Source organism: Eubacterium sp. AM05-23 (genome assembly GCF_003477535.1).
In the GTDB taxonomy this organism is placed as follows: Bacteria; Bacillota; Clostridia; order Eubacteriales; family Eubacteriaceae; genus Eubacterium; species Eubacterium maltosivorans.
This window is the reverse complement of record NZ_QUDF01000011.1, coordinates 70136-93583: the sequence shown is the minus strand read 5'-3', so window position 1 is coordinate 93583 and position 23448 is coordinate 70136. Positions and strand designations below refer to the sequence as shown.

The 23448-nt window shown below is 45.6% G+C and carries 22 protein-coding genes; 15 read left to right on the top strand and 7 right to left on the bottom strand.

Translation table 11 applies throughout. The features are described 5' to 3' along the window. Positions 1–108: 108 nt before the first annotated feature. The 6 genes from DW091_RS15120 to DW091_RS15095 all read right to left on the bottom strand — a co-directional run bounded on the left by DW091_RS15120 (position 109) and on the right by DW091_RS15095 (position 4785). The gene (locus tag DW091_RS15120) at positions 109–1335 is read right to left on the bottom strand and encodes a site-specific integrase (protein ID WP_118518574.1); all 1227 of its coding nucleotides are present in this window, start codon (positions 1333–1335) and stop codon (positions 109–111) included. 51 nt (positions 1336–1386) lie between these two features. Beyond that, entirely contained in the window at positions 1387–1596 is a 210-nt protein-coding gene (locus DW091_RS15115; RefSeq protein WP_118518573.1) for a helix-turn-helix domain-containing protein, read from the bottom strand. A 169-nt stretch (positions 1597–1765) separates the two neighbouring features. Beyond that, entirely contained in the window at positions 1766–2821 is a 1056-nt protein-coding gene (locus tag DW091_RS15110) for an AAA family ATPase (RefSeq protein ID WP_118518572.1), read from the bottom strand. Between the two features lie 3 nt (positions 2822–2824). Continuing rightward, positions 2825–3031, bottom strand: coding sequence for a hypothetical protein (locus tag DW091_RS15105; protein ID WP_118518571.1), 207 nt, complete (start codon positions 3029–3031; stop codon positions 2825–2827). Then, complete coding sequence (locus DW091_RS15100) at positions 2997–4325, bottom strand: MobA/MobL family protein (protein WP_158577913.1); 1329 nt, start codon at positions 4323–4325, stop codon at positions 2997–2999. Before DW091_RS15100 ends, DW091_RS15105 begins: the two co-directional genes overlap by 35 nt. Before the next feature lie 118 nt (positions 4326–4443). Then, a complete protein-coding gene (locus tag DW091_RS15095) occupies positions 4444–4785 on the bottom strand; it encodes a hypothetical protein (protein ID WP_090410567.1) in 342 nt (113 codons plus the stop codon). 179 nt (positions 4786–4964) lie between these two features. On the opposite strand from DW091_RS15095, the gene DW091_RS15090 reads away from it, so the two are divergent. Continuing rightward, positions 4965–5741, top strand: coding sequence for a helix-turn-helix transcriptional regulator (locus DW091_RS15090; protein WP_090410568.1), 777 nt, complete (start codon positions 4965–4967; stop codon positions 5739–5741). Positions 5742–5772: 31 nt separating this feature from the next. Continuing rightward, entirely contained in the window at positions 5773–6504 is a 732-nt protein-coding gene (locus DW091_RS15085) for a Fic family protein (protein ID WP_224168812.1), read from the top strand. 68 nt (positions 6505–6572) lie between these two features. On the opposite strand, the gene DW091_RS15080 is transcribed toward DW091_RS15085, so the two are convergent. Next, positions 6573–7505: a site-specific integrase gene (locus DW091_RS15080; RefSeq protein ID WP_090410569.1), complete on the bottom strand. Its 933-nt coding sequence runs from the start codon at positions 7503–7505 to the stop codon at positions 6573–6575. Between the two features lie 291 nt (positions 7506–7796). Between DW091_RS15080 and DW091_RS15075 the strand changes: the two genes are divergently transcribed. The 13 genes from DW091_RS15075 to DW091_RS15015 all read left to right on the top strand — a co-directional run bounded on the left by DW091_RS15075 (position 7797) and on the right by DW091_RS15015 (position 23250). Further along, positions 7797–8378, top strand: a complete 582-nt coding sequence (locus DW091_RS15075) for a restriction endonuclease subunit S (protein ID WP_118518569.1) — start codon at positions 7797–7799, stop codon at positions 8376–8378. Between the two features lie 5 nt (positions 8379–8383). Further along, on the top strand, positions 8384–11446 hold the full coding sequence (locus DW091_RS15070; protein ID WP_118518596.1) for an HsdR family type I site-specific deoxyribonuclease: 3063 nt from the start codon (positions 8384–8386) through the stop codon (positions 11444–11446). Between the two features lie 20 nt (positions 11447–11466). Further along, the gene (locus DW091_RS15065; RefSeq protein ID WP_118518568.1) at positions 11467–12663 is read left to right on the top strand and encodes a restriction endonuclease subunit S; all 1197 of its coding nucleotides are present in this window, start codon (positions 11467–11469) and stop codon (positions 12661–12663) included. Positions 12664–12681: 18 nt separating this feature from the next. Further along, positions 12682–13341, top strand: a complete 660-nt coding sequence (locus DW091_RS15060; protein ID WP_118518567.1) for a Fic family protein — start codon at positions 12682–12684, stop codon at positions 13339–13341. Further along, positions 13334–14947: a type I restriction-modification system subunit M gene (locus tag DW091_RS15055; RefSeq protein ID WP_118518566.1), complete on the top strand. Its 1614-nt coding sequence runs from the start codon at positions 13334–13336 to the stop codon at positions 14945–14947. Before DW091_RS15060 ends, DW091_RS15055 begins: the two co-directional genes overlap by 8 nt. Further along, a complete protein-coding gene (locus tag DW091_RS15050; RefSeq protein ID WP_118518565.1) occupies positions 14937–15566 on the top strand; it encodes a restriction endonuclease subunit S in 630 nt (209 codons plus the stop codon). Before DW091_RS15055 ends, DW091_RS15050 begins: the two co-directional genes overlap by 11 nt. Before the next feature lie 477 nt (positions 15567–16043). After that, positions 16044–16469: a DUF3427 domain-containing protein gene (locus tag DW091_RS15045; RefSeq protein ID WP_118518564.1), complete on the top strand. Its 426-nt coding sequence runs from the start codon at positions 16044–16046 to the stop codon at positions 16467–16469. A gap of 207 nt (positions 16470–16676) precedes the next feature. Then, on the top strand, positions 16677–17948 hold the full coding sequence (locus DW091_RS15040) for a cytochrome c biogenesis protein CcdA (protein ID WP_118518563.1): 1272 nt from the start codon (positions 16677–16679) through the stop codon (positions 17946–17948). Between the two features lie 153 nt (positions 17949–18101). Beyond that, positions 18102–19544 (top strand): alpha-amylase, encoded by a 1443-nt coding sequence (locus DW091_RS15035; RefSeq protein WP_118518562.1) that lies wholly within the window; start codon positions 18102–18104, stop codon positions 19542–19544. 184 nt (positions 19545–19728) lie between these two features. Continuing rightward, a complete protein-coding gene (locus DW091_RS15030) occupies positions 19729–20538 on the top strand; it encodes a ZIP family metal transporter (protein ID WP_058696096.1) in 810 nt (269 codons plus the stop codon). 16 nt (positions 20539–20554) lie between these two features. Further along, positions 20555–21382 carry a deoxyribonuclease IV gene (locus DW091_RS15025; protein ID WP_058696095.1) on the top strand — a complete coding sequence of 276 codons (828 nt, stop codon included), beginning with the start codon at positions 20555–20557 and terminating at the stop codon, positions 21380–21382. Positions 21383–21537: 155 nt separating this feature from the next. Beyond that, positions 21538–22488, top strand: coding sequence for a cation diffusion facilitator family transporter (locus DW091_RS15020; protein WP_187368477.1), 951 nt, complete (start codon positions 21538–21540; stop codon positions 22486–22488). 96 nt (positions 22489–22584) lie between these two features. Continuing rightward, positions 22585–23250, top strand: coding sequence for an alpha/beta hydrolase (locus DW091_RS15015; protein ID WP_118518561.1), 666 nt, complete (start codon positions 22585–22587; stop codon positions 23248–23250). Positions 23251–23448 lie beyond the last annotated feature (198 nt).

Below are 23448 nucleotides of genomic sequence, written 5' to 3'. Positions count from 1 at the left end.
CGCTTAAAATGGGGATTTGGCCAGATTCAGACCTTTACGGCCCTTTCTTATAATGCTAGAGAAAAGGCCGTTTTTAAGGTCGTTGGTTCATATGAGCTTCAGCAATATTCAGCCGATGCTTTTGTTGATCGGAATAATATTGCCACCCGGTGCGGCGTTCTCAGAAAAATTTATTTCGTCATAAAAAGAATCGGTCAAGCCTCCGGTGGCATCGCGGAGACTGTTGAGCACATGGATGTAGGTTTTTAATGTCGTGTTGATATCTGCATGGCCCAGCAATTTTGAAATAACCAGCGGTTCAACGCCTTCCTCAAAATTTCGTGTCGCATAAGTATGCCGCAGATCATGAAAATTTTTATTATATGCGCTGCCTTCTTCATTGATTCCAAGGTCGAGGTAGACCTGTTTCAGCTTTTTATAAACGTTGGAAGCATCCAGGTGTGTCCCGATACAGGTAGAAAAGACAAGGGTTTCGTCGGTTTGAATCACCCCATATTCCGCCAATTCACACTTTTGCCTGATTTTATGTTCTTTTAGAATATTGACCAGAACCACCGGCAGTTTATTGCGCCGGATTTCATTGCATTTGGTAGGACCTGTCTGAGCCGTGTAGGTATCGGTGTCGCCCTTAGTGTAGCTGTAGCTTTTATTGATCATGATGGTCTGGGTGTCGAAATTAATATCGTTCCAGGTCAGGGCAAAAAGCTCGCCTTGCCGCGCGCCGGTATCAATGGCAGTTCGGAATAATGCCTCATATTCGTGGCCGCGAATACCATTCACAAAACGAATATGTTCTTCGCGGGTTAAAGGCTTTACTGAATTCCTGGCGATCTGTGCCTGACGTTTTTCAGGGGAATCCAGAGGAATGACCAGCATTCCCTGAAAATCTCTGAGAAGATCGCCTTTTTTATAGGCGTAACGCAGACACGGACTGATGATTTTATGGATGTCCTTGACTTGGCTCGAAGATTGTTTGGCGTCAAACAGCTGATTATAAAAGGTTTGAATCGCATCGACGGTGAGCTGTTTCATTTTCATCTGCCCCAGAGGTGTTCCCTTAAGCTTTTTATTAAAGGTGCAGAGGTAGCGCTCTTTGGAGCGGGGCTTTAATTTCAGAAAATGGACGGTAGTCAAGAATTGATACAAATAATCTTCAAAGGTTGAATCTGGACTGTTGACGCCCAATGCCAGCAGCTGCTGGCGCTTTTTGATTTTTTCTTCCAGACCCGAAACGGTAGGGCTGCTTTCTTCGCGTGTTTTGCCAAAAACATCTTTGTAGGTCCAGTAATAATACTTTTTTCCATTCTTGGTACGATAGGGATATTGTGCTTTCATGGTTTGTTTTTAACCTTTCCAACCATGCCTTATTGATAAATTCATTATAGGTTATACATGCCGCTGTTTGCAAGCCATTTTCTGTTCAAACCAATCGGGAATCTTAGCTTTGTAGATCAGCCACTTATTTCCCGCCCGAACAGCTGGAAAAGTATTGTCCGAGTGAATAAGTTTATAAATGGAATTCCGGCTCATATGCAGCAGCTCGGCGGCTTCCATTGGGGTAATGATGTCCCATACAGAAGGGGATTTTTCTTTCATGGTATTAAATCCTTTCTTAAATGTTTGGTTAAATTTTAGTTTTGTGACCCCGTAAAAGTAAATGTGACCCTGTTGCGACCCTGTATTCGACTCTGTCAAAATTGCCTGTTTATCATGGTTAGAAGGGAATCAGGGTCGCAAGGAACAGTTTTTTAGGGTTACAAAGGAATTAAAAATCATGCCATTTCAGGCAGATGATCCGGCGGCCATTGCTGCGGCCCTTTCTAATGGTCACATTGTTCTCCTGGAAGACAGCCATATAATCATTGAGGGAACGGCTGAGGGTCTGGGGATTCTTACAAAGATTTGCCAGATTGGCCTTGAGCCAAAGGGCATTGCAGGTGCCTTCAAATTGGTGGGCTTCACATTCTGCCAGAAATTTTAAGATATAGCTCACAAAGACAGGCAGGTTTTCATTACCGCCGTTTTCTTTATCTATAACCCACATTAAAGGATTTTGGACAAATTTAAGCGGTAAGGTCCACTCCGGGTGAAACCGTGGGATAACCGTCAGCCTTCCAAAAATCGATTCTTCCGGGCGTGTCAGCGTCAATTTACTGCTGACTGTTCCGAAAATTCCCTGAGAACCCAGGGGATCATTGGAATTTTTAGCGGGATGGTGGACTGCGATAAAGGATAAGTCCTGTTTTAAGGCGATGTTCTGAAGTACATCGATGTCGTTGACGGCCTGAGCATAGGAGTATTCCTGCGTAGTGCTGTGGATGCCGCGGATGCGGTGCAGGGTGTCAATGATGACAAGCACCAGATCAGGATGCTTCTCTTTGAACTGTCCTAAATAAGCATCCAGATTGGTCAAATTCAAGGCTTTTTCAAAGACATAATAGAGTTTTTCTGTGGCGTCCAGTCCCATGGCACTGCGGCGATTTTTGGCGTTTGAAGGGTCGGATTCCATGTTCAGATAAAGTACAGTGCCTGTTTTTACGGAATTGCCCCACAAAGGGGTTCCGGTTGCGATGGCGTGGGCCATCTGTTCCACCAGAATACTTTTACCTACCTTTGGGCCGCCGACTAAAAGTGTGACGCCGTCAAAGAGCAGATGATCAATGAGATAGGCGGGACGCTCAAAATTGGAGGCGTCCAACGCATCGGACCGCCACTCCTTGATTTTTGGAGGGCTATCCTTTATAATGGTGTTGTTGTTATGGGAAGTGGCAGTTTGTGGATCAGCAGCTGCCGCTTCTTTTTTCTTGTTTTTCTTCTGCATACCTCATCGTTCCATACCACGGCTCCTTTTCTTTTTAGACGGCTGGCTGGGCGGTGCTTCCATAGAATGCGACCTTGCGTCACGCTTTTCCTGAGAAATTTTAAAATCCTTAAGCATTTTGGCTGTTTTTGCCTGATGGTTACCAGTCTGTTCGATCAGGCGCTCCATCTCCGGCTTACCGCTCGCGGTCTTTTTTAAGTGTTCTTTCAATTTCGCGAGCAGTTCCAGCGAATCGCTGAGTGAGTGCATTAAAATCGCTCTTTCGTCCGTCAGCTCGGTGTTGTCTTTCTCTAAGAAGGTATTTAAATCCATCAGCATCTGACAACGCTGCCTGAGTTCTTGAATCGGTAAATTTGGGTTCATTGTTTTCCTCGTTTCTATTTGTATTGGGGGATATCGGTGTTAAAATAGCCGTATCCAAAAGTTTTTTCTTTTCAAGTTCTAGCAAGGCAAGTGTTTGATCGAGCGCTTTGAGCCGGACATTATCCGTCTTAATGCCTTCATTTTTAATAAAGCGTTCTGAATAAAGTCCCTTATTGGCCATGTCCTGTCCTGAAACCCCGACGTGAATCTGGGGAATGCGGATGATGGACTGGGCTTCGAGGGTGCGTTCATCCAAAGTCGCCGCAGCCAAAAATCCATTTTCGATCAATACCTGGTTTGCAAGATTGGCCCAGGCTTTACGCCAGGCCTTTAATGTTTCAACATCGTCCCAGTCATTGATTGGAACCTTGTTTTTAACGGCTGTCTTACTGCATAAAATCAAATCCGGATAAGCCGAGGCCTCCGTTTTTGTCATTTTTATTTTTTCATCCAATGAATTCTTAAATCGGTAGACCTTCTCATAGGCTGGGTAGGATTTTAAAGCATCCGGAAAAAGGTAGAGTTCATCACCGGTAACCGGATTGCGGCAAAGATATTGACTGCGGCTTTTGTGACGTTTCCACTCGCCGGACGGCGTCAGCTCCCGTAATGTCACCATACAATGAAGATGCGGGTTGCCGTCACCTTTGTCGTGGAGAGACCAGTCAACAATCATCCCTTTGGATATAAAATTTTCCTGGAGGTATTTACGCGACAGAAAAATTTGAGCGGATCGGTTCAATTCTTTGGGTAAAGCAATATCAAAATGCCGGGCCAGCCGAGCATTTTCTCTGGAAGGCAGAGACTGTTCAAAAAGTTCCACGCTGTTCCAAAGTGTTGTGCGGTCTGCAAAAAAGCCCGGGGCATTTTTGCAGAGTAAGATCTCCGAAAAAACCACATCCTTTCTTTTAGAATAATCATAAGACCGTCCAGTTTTAACAGCCTGTAGCCGCTCACCCGAACAGTAAGCAGCCTTCTGAACTGCCGATTGTCCTTTGGAACTCTGGACAATCGAACAACTGAGATGGTAGATTGCCAAAAGCAGACCTCCTTTCTTTTTTCTTTGTAACCATAAAAGCGGTAACTGCCATAAAGAAAAATCACAACGTGATTTTTCATATTCAAGCCTCGCAGAGCGCACGGAGCGACACCGCAGGTGGCGCGTAAGTGCGCCCTTCGGGAATAAGGCACGGGGAGTAGTGCCTTATTATAAGGAAGTCGCGCGCGTCGTTTGTGGGTACAAAAGAAAAAATGACACCCTACCAGACAGCGTTGGCATCTGGCAGTGACGCAGCAAACCGTGAGAGCAAGTCTTTCGAATAAGAAAGCTGCCCGGCTTCCACGTCATAAGCTGTGCCGGTCACATCCAGAAAATTTTTGACAGACTGAATGGCCGACTGAAAGTCAACCGGATCAAGCGCAAGGTCCTGCCAGCCAAAGCAGCTCTGGACAATGGCCCCATATTCGATGAGCCGGTGGGTCCGGGCTTTGCTTTCTTCTTCTTTCAATTTTTGAAGTAAGCGCTTCCGTTCCTCTTTATTGCGTTCGATGGTTTGATCGACTTTGGCGAGGCGGTCAGATGTGGATTTGGGTTTGGTCATGGGTTTCACCTCCTTTTGATACTCAATTGAGAAAAAGCTTGATACTCTATTGAGTTTATTCCATGATAATACTCTATTGAGGAAATGTCAAGCTATTTAAGAATAATAATACTCAGTTGAGATAATGGCTGAAAAATGTTATAATTGTATTAAGATTTTTGAAAGATTGAGGTTATTTTATGGGAATCGGAAAAAGAATTAAACAAAAAGCGAGCGAAGCTGGTCTGAATTTAAAAACAGTTGCCAAAGAAGCGGATATTCCTTATACGACACTTTACTCTATTGTTAAAAGAGACAGTGAAAGAGTCGATCCATCAACATTGACAAAAATTGCCGAAGCTTTGAATGTATCAATGTTAAAATTAGCAACAGGTGAGGAATCTTTCGGGGACCGCTTGAAGAGAATTAGAGAACAAAAAAATTTTTCTGTAGAAAAGTTATCTGAACAAACAAAAATATCTGAAACTGCAATTCAGATGTATGAAAGTGGTGAAATTGAGCCAGGGGTTGAGATAACAAAAAATTTAGCGGAGACACTAGATATTACAATCGAGGAGTTAACAGGAAAATCTTGGCAGCTACCAACAATGAGTGACAAAATTATTTTCAGCCGGAAACAACTTGGAAAATCACAGGAGGAGATCGCAGAAGCGGCGGATATGCCACCGGAAAAAATCCGTAAATTTGAAGAAGATATTTTGCAGCCAACTTATCGTGAAATTCAAAAACTAGCGCTTGTACTGGATATAACAATGGATGAGTTGATAGATCCAGCGGGAATAGGGCGCATACCAAAACGTCGATGCGCAGATGAACAGCTGCAAAAAAATAAAAGAGATATGCTCGGATATTTTTCGGACTTAACCCCAGCAGGCCAGCTTGAGGCAATTAAGAGTATCAAGCTATTGCTGAGAATTCCAGAGTATAATATTCATACCGCTGGCGATGAAGATTAGTTTTATCAGATTATAACAATAGGAGTATAAAGTGAAAACAGGTATTTTATTGGATCGATTACTGAAAGAAAAAAGTGCTAAGTTATCTGATGGCATCTATCATTATACGCAAATTAAAATGGCCTATAATTCCAACCGAATTGAGGGAAGCATGCTTTCAGAAGAGCAGACGCGAAGCATTTTTTCGACCAATACCATTTTACCAGAAGGGGACAGCCCTGTAAAAATTGATGACATCGTCGAGACAACCAACCATTTCGAGGCCTTCGATTATATCCTTGATCTCGCCAAAGAGCCCCTGACAGAAGATATCATAAAAAAACTTCACTATCTGTTAAAGCGTGGCACTGCCTATGAACGCGAAGGGTTTCCCACCGGTGACTATAAAATCTATCCCAATGTTATCGGAGGCATCACAGAGACAACGCCGCCGGATAAAGTGCAGGCGGCGTTGGAAGTGTTGCTTGAAAAATATGATGCCATTCCCGAAAAAAACTTAGATGATTTGATTGACTTCCACGTGCAGTTTGAAACCATCCACCCATTTCAGGACGGGAACGGCAGAGTTGGGCGGCTGATTCTGTTTAAAGAATGTCTGAAAAATGGGATCCTTCCGTTTATTATTCTGGATGAGTATAAATTATATTATTATCGTGGGCTGAGCGAGTACAAAAAAGAAAAAGGATTTTTGAGGGATACGTGTTTGTTGGCCCAGGATCAGTTTCGAGATGTTTGTGATTATTTTAAGGTTTTTGGAAATTGACCGACTGTACCGATCGGTATTACTTCGACGCCCTTATCACCCTTCAACAGTGCGCGTCACATATCCTATTAATTTAATGCAGAAAGCGACCGCATAACGAGGTCAACATCTTTATTTTCAAGCTCTTGAATGATATGAAGGTATGTTTTTTGCGTGGTGGTCATGCTGGCATGGCCAAGCCGCCTGGCAACACTGGCAATGGATACCCCGGCAAAGAGTAATAGTGATGCATGCGTGTGTCTTAGCCCGTGAATGGAAATGACAGGTATGTTTGATTTTATACAATGTCTTTCTAATACGCCGTTGACGGTTGAATTATAGACCTTTTTTCCATCGTGAATAAAAATTGGCTTTTCTTCGGGCAGACCTTTTAGGAGTTCTGAAAATTGAATGACCGTTTGCCAATCGATTTGTATTTTCCGAACAGAGGACTGATTTTTCGTTGGCTGAAATCCTGTTCCGGTCTTGTAATCCCATGTTTTACTGATAGAGAGCATTTGATGCGCAAAATCAAAGTCTTTTGGCGTCAATGCCAAAGCCTCTGAAAAACGCATCCCGGTTTTTGCGACCAACAGGATAAACCAATCCCAATTAACCTCCTGAGTCAAATTTAAATCTGTCAGCATGGTATGAAGCTCGAATTGATTGAGGTATTTCGGTTTTTTTGCTCTGGGTGTTTTTCCCTTGATGATGGCTTTTCGGGTAGGGTCCTGGTCGATTAACCCTTCATCTACGGCGTCGAGGATGGCGCCTTTAAGTTGATGGTGAAAATCCATGGTGGTTTGCCGCTCATGCTCCTGTGCGTAATCGTTAAGAAGCTGCTGATAGTTGATTCTTGAGAGGTCACACAGCTTAAGGGTTGGAACAAGCTTAACCAACCATTGATGGGTCATTAAATATTTTGACATGGTAACTCTACGGATGGCGCCTTCTTTATATATTGTTATCCAGCGTTTGTAATAAATATGGAACAATTCGTCTTTATTCTTTAAAATTAACATATATCTATCTCCTGTAATGGTGCAATATATGACTCGCACTGATGAAGGGTGATGAGGTGGTCAAAGCAGCCTCCGCGCTTCGGTAACTTTCTGATATACTCTAAACTTTTTAACATAGACAGCAAAATATATCAAATTATTTTGTATTTTGGCATAGTTTTAAAATGATAATTTGAAATATCGTGATATTCTAAAAAATTATTGACATTTGCTAAAACGGTTGGCATAATATAATCACAAAATGAAATATTAAGATATTTCAAAAAATATTATTTAGTTGGAGGTGATTATTTGGAAAGGCAGATAATAAAGCAGTTTATAAAATTTATCCCGGGAATTAACCCAACGCGGGCCGAAAAGCAATATCCCCATCAGGACTTTATCTATTACGATCAGGCCGCTTTTGAGTTGGATTTTAATCACGATAATGGGATTATAGAAGACGATCGTACACCAGCACAAAATTCACTGGCAGTGAGCAAGGGGGATATCATCATCAGCAATTCGTTACAAATGGCCGCAATGGTTGGGGAAGGAAATATTGGAAAAATCCCCTCGATCAATTTTACAAAGGCTGAATTTATAAGCGAAGAGCTGGATAAACGTTATTTTATCTATCTATTCAATGCACATACCGATGTTGCCCGTCAGAAGGAAAGGGAGCTTCAAGGGACAGGCCATATCAAGCGAATTCCGATAAAGGCCCTTGAGCAGATAAAAATTCCGATTATTCCTAGCGAAGAGCAACGGAAAATAGGCAGGATTTACAGTGAAACACTCAAATTGCAAAACCGGATCAATCAATATGCCGAGCAGATTGGACAATTCACCACTGCCGTGTTGGAGAGAAGCATAAAGGAGAAGATAAAATGAGCGAAATGAAAAAGAAATCAGAACTTGCTTTTGAACAGGAAGTCATCGAATACTTAACCCGTATTGGTGGTGTCAAACAATGGGAATACGCCGCTGATATTAAAACCACTGAACAGCTCTGGGACAACTTCAAGCGCATCCTTGAGCAGAACAACGCTGCCCGGCTGGACAATCCTTTATCCATCACCGAGTTTAATCAGGTCAAGCGGATCATTACAGGTATCGACAGCCCCTATCACGCAGGACAATTTCTGTATGGTGTTAATGGGGTCTCCGAAATCGAAGTTGATCTCGACTGCGGAAAACACGTTTTTCTCACCGTTTTCGACCAGGCGCAGGTCGGCGGGGGGAATACCATTTATCAGGTCGTCAATCAGATTGAACGCCCGAAAATCGTGGATGGCAAGCCCAATCGCCGTTTTGATGTGACCCTTCTGATCAATGGCCTTCCCATTATCCAAATCGAGCTTAAAAAAGCCCTGCACGAAACTCAGGAAGCACTGAACCAGATGGAGCAGTACATCGCAGAGAAACAATACAGCGGAATCTTCTCAACCCTTCAGGTCCTCATTGCCATGACTCCGTATGATATCCGCTATATGGCCAACACCACCCGGGAATCCTTTAACCGTGCCTTTGCCTTTAGCTGGCAGAATGAAAATGACGCCCGCCCAGTGCGGTCGTGGAAGGTTTTTGCGGATAAGGTTCTCTCCATCCCCATGGCTCACGATTTAGCCACCCGGTATATGATTCTCGACGGCACCAAAAATAAAGAAAGCATTAAAGTCATGCGGCCTTATCAGGTATATGCTACCAAACGCGTCATTGAAAAAGTCCGCAAGCACGATTTCAACTATAATGACGGCAAGCTCGGGTATATCTGGCACACTACGGGAAGCGGCAAGACCATCACCAGCTTCAAAACTGCGTGGCTCGCCAGCCGCCTCCCCAACGTGGACAAAGTTGTATTTCTTGTTGACCGCATCGCCCTCACAAACCAGACAGCCGACGCCTACCGCGCCTACGACCCGGTGGCAGGTTTTGAAGGGAAGACCGGAGTCGTGAGTGATACGGCCAACATCTCGGATCTGCACAAAAAGCTTGCGATGAAAAGTGATAAAAACATTATTGTCACCAGTATTCAGAAGATGTCCCGTTACGTTGCACGAAAGGGTTTTAAACCCCTTGCCGAGAATATCCTCTTTATCGTGGATGAAGCCCACCGCTCCACCGGTAACGGCACCGAAAACCAGGGGATGCTTGAAGCCATCCGCACCGCTATTCCTACGGCTGCATGGGTTGGCTACACTGGAACCCCAAAATTCCCGGAAACAAAAGATATCTTCGGAAGCATTCTCCACGCCTACACCATCAAAGAAGCCATCGCCGATAAAAACGTCCTCGGCTTCAATGTGGAATTCAAAGAGACCATCAAGCCGCCAGAAGATCCGACCGAAGAAGATATTGACGATAATATCAAAGCCAGCGTCTATGATGACAGCCCCGAACACGTTGATCTTGTGGTTAACGATATCTTTGATAACTGGCGGAAACGCTCCGCAGACCGTAAGTACAACGCCCTCTTTACCGTCCATGTAGGGGGCAGACGTGCCAGCACACCGAGAGCCATGGAATACTTCGACAAGTTTAGCGAAATTAACGCCGCCAAAGATCCTGAGGACAGGCTAAAGGTCGCCGTCAGCTTTTCGGTCGATAACTCCAACGGCGAAAACCAGCTGGCGACGAATGAAAACCTGCACCGTGCCATCATAGCGTACAACAAACAATTTGGCACTGCCTTTGATATGACAACAACAAAGCAATACACCGAAGACCTTACCCGACGCCTCAATAAAACCGCCGATGATGGCAACTTCTTAGACTTGGCCATTGTCGTAGACCAGCTTCTGACAGGCTTTGACGCCCCTCAGATGAACACCTTATATATTGATCGAACCTTAAAGGGTGGAAACCTCATTCAAGCCTATTCCCGTACCAACCGCCTTCACGACATGGTGCATAAGCCCTGGGGGAATGTTGTCAACTACCGTTGGCCAGAGCAAAACGAATACGAAATGAACAAAGCCTTTGCCGTTTACTCCAATCGGCTTTCTGCCGCAGAACAGCAAACAGTGGACATAGAGACCCTTATTGACGGCAACCAGGAGGACGGTATCATTGCACCGAAGTATGGTGACGTTAAGCGGGAGCTCATGGACACCATCAAAGATTTATCAGAGTTGACCGATAACTTCGTGACCACGCCACCCAGTGAGAGCGATCGGGAAGCCGTCTTTGAAAAACTCAAAGACTATAATAAGCTGTTGAGCCAGCTGAAGCAATTTACCACCGATGATGAAGGCAACGAGGTATCCGCCTATGAGGAACCAGAGAAATTTTATGAAGAACTCGGCATTACAGAAGACCAGGAAGTGATACTGACCACGGTGATTGCCGGTGAAATCAAAGATTTCTTTGCCGAACGGGAAAAGATTGATATTTCTCAGGTCAATCTGGCCATGGTGCATATCCACGATGTGACCATTAATTATGACTACCTCGTGGAGCTCATCGCCAGGATGGCGGACGAAGTCCACGCCGATGAAATGGAAGCGGCCGAAAAGACCCGGGATGAAATCCAACGGGAAATTGCGAAATCGGAAAACAATCAGGAAAAAGCCAAGGTGCGCAACTTTGTGGACAAAGTATTTGCCAAGGACTTTGTCTTTGATGACTATCCTGCCCCCCGCAACGTGGAGATGATGAACGAAGCCATCGACAGAGCGCAGAAGGACAGCAATATGAAGCTTGTCACTCAATTTATCCGTACCTGGGGCTTGGACAACAGCACCAATCCCAAAAACATGGAAGCCATGATACGTCCTCACCGCCTTGGTGAACAGGATATGGATAAACAGGGAGAGCTTACCGCCATTATGAACGGCGCGAAAGCAGATTATAAAGAAATCGCCGCCGATGAAGTCGCTGCCCTGTCGTGGATTAAATATCGAAACGCTTTCCGGCAAGCCTTCTACGAAATGGCTGATTCCATTAAAAAAAGTGAATGATATGGAGGAAAATAAACAAAATGACTAAAGAAAAAGCGAAAGAACCACAGATTCGCTTCAAAGGATTTACTGACGTTTGGGAACAGCGGAAGTTGGGGGAGGTTGGCTCGGTTTCTATGTGCCGTCGAATTTTCAAAGAGCAAACATCTGAAAATGGGGATATTCCGTTTTATAAGATTGGCACATTTGGCGGAGAGGCTGATGCTTTCATTTCAAGAGAAGTATTTGAAGAATATAGAGCCAAATACCCTTATCCGAAAAAGGGCGATATATTGCTTTCTGCTTCGGGTAGCATAGGTAGAATTGTTGAATTTACAGGTAAAAATGAGTATTTTCAGGACTCTAATATTGTATGGCTAAATCACGATGAACGGTTGGATAACTCATTTTTGAAATGTTTTTATTCCATTGAGAAATGGGCAGGAATAGAAGGCAGTACAATCAAAAGGCTTTATAACAATAACATCTTGAATACCGTCATAAACTTGCCAATAGTTGAAGAACAGCAGAAAATCGGTGCTTACTTTGCCAACCTCGATCACCTCATCACCCTTCATCAGCGTAAGTGTGACCTTTTATTTAAAGCAAAAAAAACACTCTTACAAAAAATGTTTCCGAAAAATGGAGAGACCACTCCCGAAATTCGCTTCAAAGGATTTACTGGCGCATGGGAACAGCGGAAGTTGGGGGAGGTTACTGATTCTTACTCAGGTGGCACGCCAACAGCGAGTAAATCAGAGTATTATGGTGGTAATATTCCTTTTATCCGTTCAGCTGAAATTAATAGTGACCACACTGAATTATTTCTTACAGAAGAAGGGTTGAAAAGCTCATCAGCCAAAATGGTGAAAGTTGGTGATATTCTTTACGCATTATATGGCGCTACGAGTGGAGATGTTGGCATCTCTCAACTTAATGGAGCAATCAACCAAGCTGTCCTTGATATTCAACCAAAAGATGGATATCATTCGCAGTTCATTATGCAATGGCTGAGGCACCAAAAACAAAAGATCGTTGATAAATATCTTCAGGGTGGGCAAGGCAATCTATCAGGCTCAATCGTAAAAGATTTAGAACTTTTGCTTCCGTCAACTGATGAGCAGGCCAAAATTGGAGAGTGTTTTAAGAACTTCGACCGCCTGATCACCCTTCATCAGCATGAGCTGGAAAAGCTGCAAAATATCAAGAAATCCTGCCTTAAAATGATGTTCGTTTGAAGAGAAAGGGGCTTATGAATGGCTTTAGAAAATAAATTGGGCATCACCGAGGCGGCTGAACTTGCGCGGGAAGAAGAAAAGATCAGTAAAGCGAAAGCGCTTGAGCTGTTTGAAACAGGACGGCTCGATACCTTTGAGGCGGGCAGCTTTGAAGGTCTGGCGAAAATCCATCAGTATCTTTTTGAGGATATTTATGACTTCGCCGGAAAAATACGGACAGTCAACATCGCAAAGGGCAGTTTCCGCTTCGCGCCAGTCATGTATCTTGAGGCGGCCCTTATGAATATTGAGAAAATGCCGCAGTCCAGCTTTGATGAAATTGTCGAAAAATATGTCGAGATGAATGTCGCACACCCCTTTCGGGAGGGCAACGGACGAAGCACAAGGATCTGGCTTGACTGTATTTTTAAAAAAGAACTGAAAATGGTGGTGGATTGGAGTAAGGTTGATAAGGAAGATTATCTTCTCGCAATGGAGCGCAGCCCTATAAAAGATGTGGAAATAAAAGTTTTACTGAAAGCAGCCCTCACGGACAAAATCAATGACCGGGAAGTCTACATGAAAGGCATTGACGCCAGCTATCACTACGAAGGTTACACGGCTTTCAAGACAGAAGACCTTGAAAATTATGAAAAAATTACAGATGTTTGTATAAAGGAGGAACAAAAATATGAGTAACGCTACGGATATTACATCAAAATTATGGGGAATGGCCAACACCCTTCGGGGAACCATGGACGCCAGCGAATATAAAAATTATATTCTTCCCTTTATGTTTTATCGTTATCTATCTGAAAATCAGGACGCGTACCTTAAGGAAAACAGCCTTGAGGAGTTTTACACCGTTCCGGAAGAGGAGCTGGAGGAGTACCTGGTGGACATTTCTCAGAGTATCGGTTACGCCATCAATCCAGACTACACCTGGGATAAAATGGTCAGCAAAATCGAATCGCATAAAATTATTGCCAGCGACTTTCAGGATATGTTCGATTCCTTTAATGCCAATGCAAAGCGAAATGAAAATGCCCAGTCCGATTTTGCCAATGTCTTTTCCGATGTGAACCTCGGGGATACCCGCCTGGGCGCCAGCACCAATGAACGCGCCAAGGCCCTTAACGATATTGTGCTCATGATCAACGAATTTAATTTTAAAGATGAATCGGGACACGATATCCTCGGGGATGTGTATGAATACCTGATTGGCCAGTTTGCCGCCAACGCGGGCAAAAAGGGCGGGGAATTTTATACCCCCCACGAAGTCAGCCAGATTCTGGCGCAAATTGTCACCACTGATGCCCAGGCTGTGGATAAGCAATTTAGAGTATATGACCCCACCATGGGGAGCGGCTCCCTTCTGCTTACCGTACAAAAGGAACTGCCCGGAGGCGAAGCCGAAGGGGCGGTGGATTTCTATGGTCAGGAGCTCAACACCACCACTTACAACCTGGCGCGCATGAACCTGATGATGCACGGGGTCAATTATAAAAACATGGAGCTGCGCCGCGCAGATACCCTTGATTCCGACTGGCCCTTTGATGAAAAAGACGGTGTACAGCTGCCCATGAAGTTTGACGCCGTGGTGGCAAATCCGCCATACTCCCAGAAATGGGATACTAAGAACATTGACCGGGAAAAGGATGTACGATTTAAGGGTTTTGGCGTCGCGCCGGCATCCAAGGCCGACTATGCCTTTGTCCTCCATGGATTGTATCACCTCGATAAAACCGGAACCATGGCCATCGTCCTCCCCCATGGGGTGCTTTTCCGTGGCGCCTCCGAAGGGAAAATACGAAAGAATATCATCGAAAACAACCTCCTGGACACGGTCATCGGCCTGCCTGCCAACCTTTTCTACGGCACAAGCATTCCCACCTGTGTCCTCGTTTTTAAAGGTCGGGAAGCGCGAAAGACAAAGGATATCCTTTTTATTGATGCGTCGAACGACTTTGAAAAAGGAAAAAACCAGAACAAGCTGTCCGAAGAAAATATTAAGAAGATTATCGATACCTTCCATAACCGGGAGGATGTAGAGAAATACGCCCATGTCGCGGCCTTGAGCGAAATCGTGGAAAATGACTATAACCTCAATATTCCGCGCTATGTCGATACCTTTGAAGAGGAAGAAGTTATCCCCCTTTCTCAGCTGGCGCAGGAACTTTGCGATGTGCAGACTGAAATCAAACAATCTACCGATCTTTTATGTGATTTGCTGGGGCAACTAAGTGGTACGAACGACGAAGCACAGGAAGAATTGGAAAAATTCATTAGTTTATTTGGAAAATAAAGCTTGGAGAGCTGGGCATAAGGCCCAGTTCTTTTTTACTAACGCATGGGAACAGCGGAAGTTGGGGGAATTCTACACATCTTTGGCAGAAAGAAATGATGATCTACTATCGTACGATAAAGTGCTTTCTGTAGCAACTATGAAATATAAAATAAATGGTAATGGTGCTGCCAATAGTTCTCTTGCAAATTATAAGCGACTTAGACTGGGTGATATAGCTTTCGAAGGCCATACAAGTAAAAAGTTTAGATATGGAAGATTCGTACTAAATGATGTTGGCGATGGTATTATGTCACCCAGATTTAGTGCTTTGCGACCTATTCAATATCTTCCAATCAATTTTTGGAAATATTACATTCACTACGAGCCAATAATGGGAAAAATACTTGTAAATTCGACAAAAGCGGGAACAATGATGAATGAATTGGTGGTTCCTGAGTTCTTGAATAATTCCATTTTCGTGCCCTGCGAAGAAGAGCAAGAGCGAATTGGAGAGGTTTTTAATTCTATAGACCACCTTATCACCCTTCATCAGCGTAAGTGTGAAAATTTCAAAAATACAATGCTGCCAAAATTGTTTTTTAAACAAAATCAAGGTCTGTTTAAAGATGTTAGATAAATTTAAAGCCCCTGGAAATAATGAAATGATATTTTCAAGGGTAAATAGCATAAGCGAAAATTTATATCAATAAGGCACAGTTATAAAATATCATAAATTTCTCCCGTGATTTTCCCTGAAATCAGCTGGTTTTAGGGAAAATCATAGGGATTAAAAAGCAGCGGAATAAACAATAAAGATATATAAAATGCTGCTTTTTCAAAGGTAGAGGTCGTTGGTTCAAGCCCAATCGGGATCACCATTATATGATATCTGACGGCTGGTTTCAGCCGTTTTTTATTTTCTGTTTTTTAGCTTAATATGCTTTTTTTAAACCTTCTGAAATTTTTTTAGTATGCTAGATATCTTTCGTAAAGACATATATTGAAAATTTTATAGCAGACCATTAAACTTTTTAAAATATGTTTTTTATAGATAGATAAATATGATATACTGATAATAGAGTAGTCATATTCCAGGGGGGAAGGTAGTTTAAAAATGAAATTAACTCGGAACAACACTTATACACGTGAGGAAGTGCATGATATTCTTGCACCAGAGACTCATTTTACAAAAAATAGTGGGACATGGGGATTGCATGGCATTGTGAGAGTAACAGATAGTGATGATTTTGTGTTTTTTTCGACAGAAGGAGCACAGCAAGGAAATCATAGATTTGATGAGTCAATCACTAAAGATGGTGTTTTGTCCTGGCAATCACAGCCAAGACATCATTTAGACAGCAAAGTTATACAAACGCTTATTCACCATAACGAGAAAACTAACAATATTTATTTTTTCTGGAGAAAAACGAAGAAAGATAAGTATACTTATCTTGGGAAACTTGCGTATATTTCTCATGATCCTTATAAAGAATGTCCGGTATATTTCAAGTGGCAAATTATTGATTGGGAAAACAAATGATTTTTACGGCTAATCTTAGCCGTTTTTTATTTCTGCTTTTTTTATAGAACGCTTGACTTAATACCTTATTATCCCAAAAACAATTTTTCCTTAAACCCCTTGACAAATCCATCTGTAACATTTATGATTACAAAATAGAAACTGTAATGCTTAAAATTACACTTTATGGGAAAATAAATAGAATCATCATGGAAAAGAGGTTTTGATATGGGATTTGCTTCGGGGGCCGGGGTTCCGGCCATTATGGTATTTTTACAGGGGATTCTCAGCTTTTTTTCGCCCTGTGTGCTGCCGCTGGTGCCTTTATATATCGGCTATCTGGCGGGTGGGACAAAGACGGTGGACGCGGATGGGACGGTTCATTATAAAAAACGGACAGTTCTGATCAACACGCTCTTTTTTGTCATTGGCATCAGCGCCACGTTTTTTATTTTGGGCGTTGGCTTTACAGCGGCCGGCCAGTTTTTTACAGGCAACCGGATGCTGTTCGCGCGTATTGGCGGGGTTATCATCATTTTATTTGGGCTGGTCCAGCTGGGGGTTTTTAATTTTGATTTTTTGAACCGTGAGCACCGCCTGCCCTTTAATTTGGACAAGCTGGCCATGAACCCGCTTCTGGCCTTTGTGCTGGGCTTTACCTTCAGCTTTGCCTGGACGCCCTGCGTGGGGCCGGTTCTGGCCAGTGTGCTGCTCATGGCGTCGTCCTCATCATCTTTCGCGTCGGGCTTTATCCTTATCGGTGTCTACACGCTGGGCTTTGTCCTGCCGTTTTTGGCGGTGGGATTATTTACCAGCACGCTGCTGGATTTTTTCAAGCGGCACCAGAAAGCGGTCCGCTACACGGTAAAGGCCGGGGGTGTGCTTATGATCGTTATGGGGATTATGATGTTTACAGGATGGATGAACGGGATTACTGGTTATCTCTCTCAGGCTGGGGCCGGGAGCAGCGCGCCGCAGCCAAGCCCAACGGTAACCACAGAGCCTGTGCCGTCGCCCACACCGGAAAACACGCCGGAAGAAAGTGCCAAAAAGACACTGGCTCCGGACTTCACGCTCACGGACCAGTACGGGGTGACGCATACCCTGTCGGAATACCGTGGAAAGACGGTTTTCCTCAATTTCTTTGCCACCTGGTGCGGCCCATGCCAGAAAGAAATGCCGGATATTGAGACGCTGTATAAAAAATACGGCGATAATTCCGGAGACCTGGTAGTGCTGAGCGTTGCCAATCCGCACACGGAGGAGGGGCCGGACAATAATGATATGTCACCTGAAAAAATCGCAGAGTTCATGTCGGACAACGGCTTTACCTATCCGGCGCTCATGGACCGTACGGGTGCAGTGTTCCAGACCTATGGCATCCGTTCTTTCCCGACAACCTTCATGATTGACAAGGACGGCTATGTGGAGGGCTATGTGCCGGGAATGCTGACGTCCAGCATGATGGAGAGCATTGTTAACCAGGCCATGGCGCAATAGGTAAAAAGCCTGTATCGTTTTAAAGATACAGGCTTTTTTAAGTCTTGGCGAAATAATGTAGAGTGAATCTATATTATTTATAACTTTGGGTATTTATTATCGTGCGTAATGCTTTAATTAACGCTTATTCTAAAATAGAAAGAGTTGATTTTTATGAATGGAACGATGATGCAGTATTTTGAATGGTACCTGCCTGAGGATCAGTCCCTGTGGCGGCAGGTGGCAGAGGACGCCGATCATCTTAAAGCGCTCGGGATCACAGCGGTCTGGCTTCCCCCGGCCTACAAGGGCGCGGCGGGTAAGAGCGATGTGGGCTATGCACCCTACGACCTCTATGATCTGGGTGAATTTGACCAGAAAGGCAGTGTTGCCACAAAATACGGAACGGCCGATGAGTATTGCGAAGCCGTCAGCACCCTTCAGGATAACGGAATCGAGGTATACGCGGATATCGTGCTGGACCACCGCCTTGGCGCAGACCGGACGGAAAATGTCTATGCCTGCAAGGAAAATGATGAAAACCGGAATGAGCAGATTGAGCCCATCCGGCCGATCAAGGCCTGGACGCAGTTTGACTTTCCGGGCCGGGGCGATACCTATTCGGATTTCAAATGGAACTGGACGCATTTTGCGGGCATTGACTGGGATGAGAAACAGGAGGACAGCGCGGTTTTCCAGTTTCAGGGAAAGCGCTGGGCCAGGGATGTGGACCGTGAGAACGGCAATTTTGACTACCTGATGGGCGCGGATGTGGATTTAAACAACCGCGAGGTGGTTGAGGAGTTGATCCGCTGGGGCAGATGGTACCTGGATAAAACCCGGGTCAAGGGATTTCGCATGGACGCGGTCAAGCACATTGATTTTAATTTTTTTAATGAGTGGCTGGACGCGGTAAGGCGTGACTGGGATCAGGAGCTTTTTGCCGTGGGTGAATACTGGTCTGGCGATCTTGAGGATCTCAAGCGTTATATGGAAACAACGGACCGTGCTATGTGCCTGTTTGACGTTCCTCTTCATTATCATTTTTTCGACGCTTCGAACAGCGGTGACGGCTATGATATGCGCCAGCTGCTGAATAATACCCTGACAGCCCATGACCCTACCCGCTCTGTCACCTTTGTGGACAACCACGACACCCAGCCCGGCCAGTCGCTGGAATCCTGGGTGCAGTCGTGGTTTAAGCCGCTGGCCTACGCCTTTGTTCTGCTCCGGGCCGACGGTTATCCCTGCGTCTTTTACGGCGATTACTACGGTATTCCTGCCCAGGGTATTGAGCCCATGCAGGAGCTTTTAGATAAGCTGCTCTGCGCCCGGCGCGAATCGGCCTACGGCGCCCAGCGGGATTATTTTGACGACTTCCACATCATCGGATGGGTGCGCGAGGGCGATCCGGCAGAGCCGGAATCCGGCCTTGCCGTGCTGATGACAAACGGCGACGGCGGCTCAAAGCAGATGTATATGGGGCATCAGTTCGCCGGAAAGGATTTTTATGACATCACTGGCAATGTGGAAGGCACGGTCACGGTTAATGAAAACGGCGACGGTGTCTTTCATGTGGCGCCTGGCTCGGTATCGGTCTGGGTCAGGACACGGTAAATTAAAAAGACGAGAGCTTAAGCCGGCAGGTAACAAAATTGTTGCCTGCCGGTTTTGCTTTTTTGCGGTGCTATTTAAAGCAAATGGGGTATAAATGATTAAAATGCTTTGAAATGGTGTGTGGAATGTGTTATGATTTAGTAAATTATAATGACTATAAACAATATAAAAACAGGAGGAAAATATGGATTTCTTAAACAATATCCCTCCGGTGGGGCAGGCGCTGGTCGCCGGTCTTTTTACCTGGGGCTTGACAGCGCTCGGCGCTGCCATGGTTTTTTTCTTTAAGGAGATCAATAAAAAGGTATTGAACGCCATGCTGGGCTTTGCCGCCGGCGTTATGATTGCGGCCAGCTTCTGGTCTCTGCTGGCGCCGTCCATCGAGATGGCGGAGGGCGGTCCGGTGCCGCCGTATGTACCCGCTGTGGTCGGCTTTTTAGGCGGCGGCGCGTTTTTATGGTGTGTGGATAAGCTTTTGCCCCATATCCACCAGGGAACAGGCCATGAGGAAGGGATTCACACCTCGTGGCAGCGCAGCGTGCTGCTGGTTTTGGCCATCACCTTCCACAATATCCCCGAAGGACTGGCGGTCGGTGTCGCCTTTGGCGGGCTGGCCACCGGCAATGAATATATGACGCTGGCCGGGGCCATCTCGCTGGCGCTGGGGATCGGTCTTCAGAATTTTCCCGAAGGCGCCGCGGTCTCCATTCCCCTGAGACGTGAAAACATGAGCCGGTTTAAATCCTTTATGTATGGCCAGGCCTCGGGCTTAGTTGAGCCGATCTCTGCCGTTATCGGGGCTGCCGCGGTTGTGTTTATCAACCCGATTCTGCCTTACGCCCTGGCCTTTGCGGCCGGCGCCATGATTTACGTGGTGGCAGAAGAATTGATTCCCGAATCCCAGCTGGGCCATGACGGCGAGGGCGATATCGCCACCATCGGCGTGATGATCGGCTTTGCGGTCATGATGCTCATGGACGTGGCGCTGGGCTGAGAAAGGCAGTGAGAAAATGATTTATATCGGACCACATATTTCAATCGCGAAGGGCTTTACCGCTGCCGGAAAGGATGCTGTATCCATCGGCGCGGATACCTTTCAGTTTTTCACCAGAAACCCGAGGGGCGGAAACGCAAAGGCCATTGACCCAAAGGACGCCCAGGGCCTGTGTGAAATAATGGAGGAACACCATTTCGGGCCGCTGCTGGCACACGCGCCCTACACGCTCAACATGGCCTCCGCCACAGAGGCGACCCGTGATTTCGCAGAGAGGGCCTTCAGGGAAGACCTTGAACGTCTTGAGCAGCTGCCCTGCCACCTCTATAATTTTCATCCCGGCAGCCATGTAGGCCAGGGACCGGAAAAGGGCATTGAGCTGATTTTAGACATCCTCAACCGCAATATGAAGCCAGACCAGAAAACCATCGTGCTTCTGGAAGCCATGTCGGGCAAAGGCAGTGAGGTCGGCCGTGATTTTGAGCAGCTGCGGGCCATCATCGATGGCGTCGGGCTCAAGGATAAAATCGGCGTTTGTATTGATACCTGCCATATTTATTCGGCGGGATATGATATTGTGAATGATCTGGACGGTGTAATCGAGGAGTTTGACCGGGTGGTCGGTCTGGATTATTTAAAGGCCATGCATCTCAACGATAGCCTGACGCCGTTTAACAGCCATAAGGACCGCCATGAGAAGATCGGTTTTGGCAGTATTGGAGTGGATACCTTTATCGCCATTGTGAAGCATCCGCGGCTTAAGGATAAGCCTTTTTTTCTGGAAACACCCCAGGAAAAATTTGCCGATTATGCCAAAGAGGTAGAGCTGCTCAAAAACGCGTAGAAAGCTTAAAGGTGACCTGAAGTGCAAAACAGTGTATTTCAGGTCTTTTTTTGCCCTAAATTCAAAACACGCTTGACGAAATCCGGGTTTTTCTTTATACTGGGGTCATGTAATATAGAATGAATCCAGATTAGTTAAGGGATATTAACTTTGTCATGCAAACAAAAGAGGGATTATCAGTGAAAAATATTGAAGAAGTCGAATATACGGAGAGCAGTAATAAAAAGATCGCCATGCGTGTGTCGGTCATATCGATTTTTGTCAATCTGGCATTATCGGTTTTTAAATTTATCGCCGGGGTTTTAGCCAATTCTGGCGCCATGATTTCCGATGCGGTGCACTCGGCGTCGGATGTGCTCAGCACCTTTGTGGTCATTATCGGGGTCAATATCTCCGGCCAGAAGGCCGACCACAAGCACCAGTACGGCCATGACCGCATGGAATGTGTGGCTGCGATCCTGCTGGCGATTATTCTGTTCGCAACCGGCGTGGGGATTGGCTGGTCCGGAATCGAGAAGATCATCAACGCCGACAGCCACACGCTGGAAATCCCGGGAATGCTGGCCCTTGTGGCGGCTGTGGTTTCCATTGTGGTGAAGGAATGGATGTACTGGTTTACCCGCGCTGCGGCCAACAAAATTAATTCCGGTGCTCTAAAGGCTGATGCCTGGCACCACCGTTCCGACGCGCTTTCCTCTGTGGGCAGTTTGATTGGGATTGCCGGCGCGCGCATGGGTTTTCCGATTCTGGACCCCGTCGCGGCAGTGGTAATCGCTTTGCTGGTTATCAAGGCAGCCTTTGATATTGGAAAGGACAGTATCAGCAAAATGCTGGACAGCTCCATCGATGAGAAAACCGAGCTGGAAATCCGTGAGCTGATTATGAAGCAGCCCGGCGTCAAGCGGATTGACGATCTGAAGACCAGGACCTTTGCCTCAAAATTTTATGTGGACCTGGAGATTGCCGTGGACGGTGAGATGAAGCTGGTCAAAGCCCACGCCATCGCCGAGAATGTCCACGACGTGCTGGAGGATACCTACCCCATGCTCAAGCACTGTATGATTCACGTCAATCCTTATGAGGCGGAAAAAACAGAAAAAGTATAGAACCGGGAGCTTGTATTTCTCAAAAAGAAAACAGGCTCTTTTCTTTTCAGACGGGATTGGATAAAATAGTGGGAACAGAAGACGAGGAGGAACACCATGAACATTCAAATCGGAGACATCGATTTATTTTATGAACAGGAGGGCCAGGGTGCGCCGCTGATCCTGATCCACGGCAACGGGGAGGACCATACGATTTTTGATAAAATTACAGGCCCGCTGAGCAGAGATTTTACCGTCTACGCTCTGGATTCCAGAGGACACGGAAGCAGTACGCCAGTAGACGCCTTTGACTACCGCGAGATGGCGGAGGACATCCACGGCTTTATTCAAGCCCTGGAGCTTGAGAAGCCGGCAGTCTATGGCTTCAGCGACGGAGGGATCATCGGGCTGATGCTGGCTTACCAGTATCCTGAGCTGCTCTCAAAGCTTATTGTCAGCGGCGCCAACACCACCCCTGACGGGTTGAAGGAGGTCTGGCTTGATAAATTCCGGCGGGCTTATGAGCGCACCGGAAAGGACAGCATTAAGATGATGCTGGAGCAGCCCAATATCTCCAACGCGGATCTGGCTAAAATTAAAATTCCAGTGTTGGTGACCGCCGGCAGCGACGATATGATCGAGGACGACCATACCCGCTATATCGCCGAATCCATCCCAGACAGCAGCCTTCAGATTTATGACGGCGAAACCCATGAGAGCTATGTGGAGCATAACCCTAAGATGGCGGCCGTTATCCGTAATTTTTTGTTATCCGGACAGTGATTCGGCTGGCGAAACGAGACAATAAAAGGCCTCCGCGGTTTTACCGCGGAGGCCCTTGTCATTTGACGCCGCCGGATTTGCCAAACAGAACATAAGATTACAGAGCCTTTAGGGAGATGCTTTTACAGTCTCTTTTATGCATTTTCGGTATATTGTATCTGTTATGGTTTCGTGTTATAATTTTATTAACGCAAACAC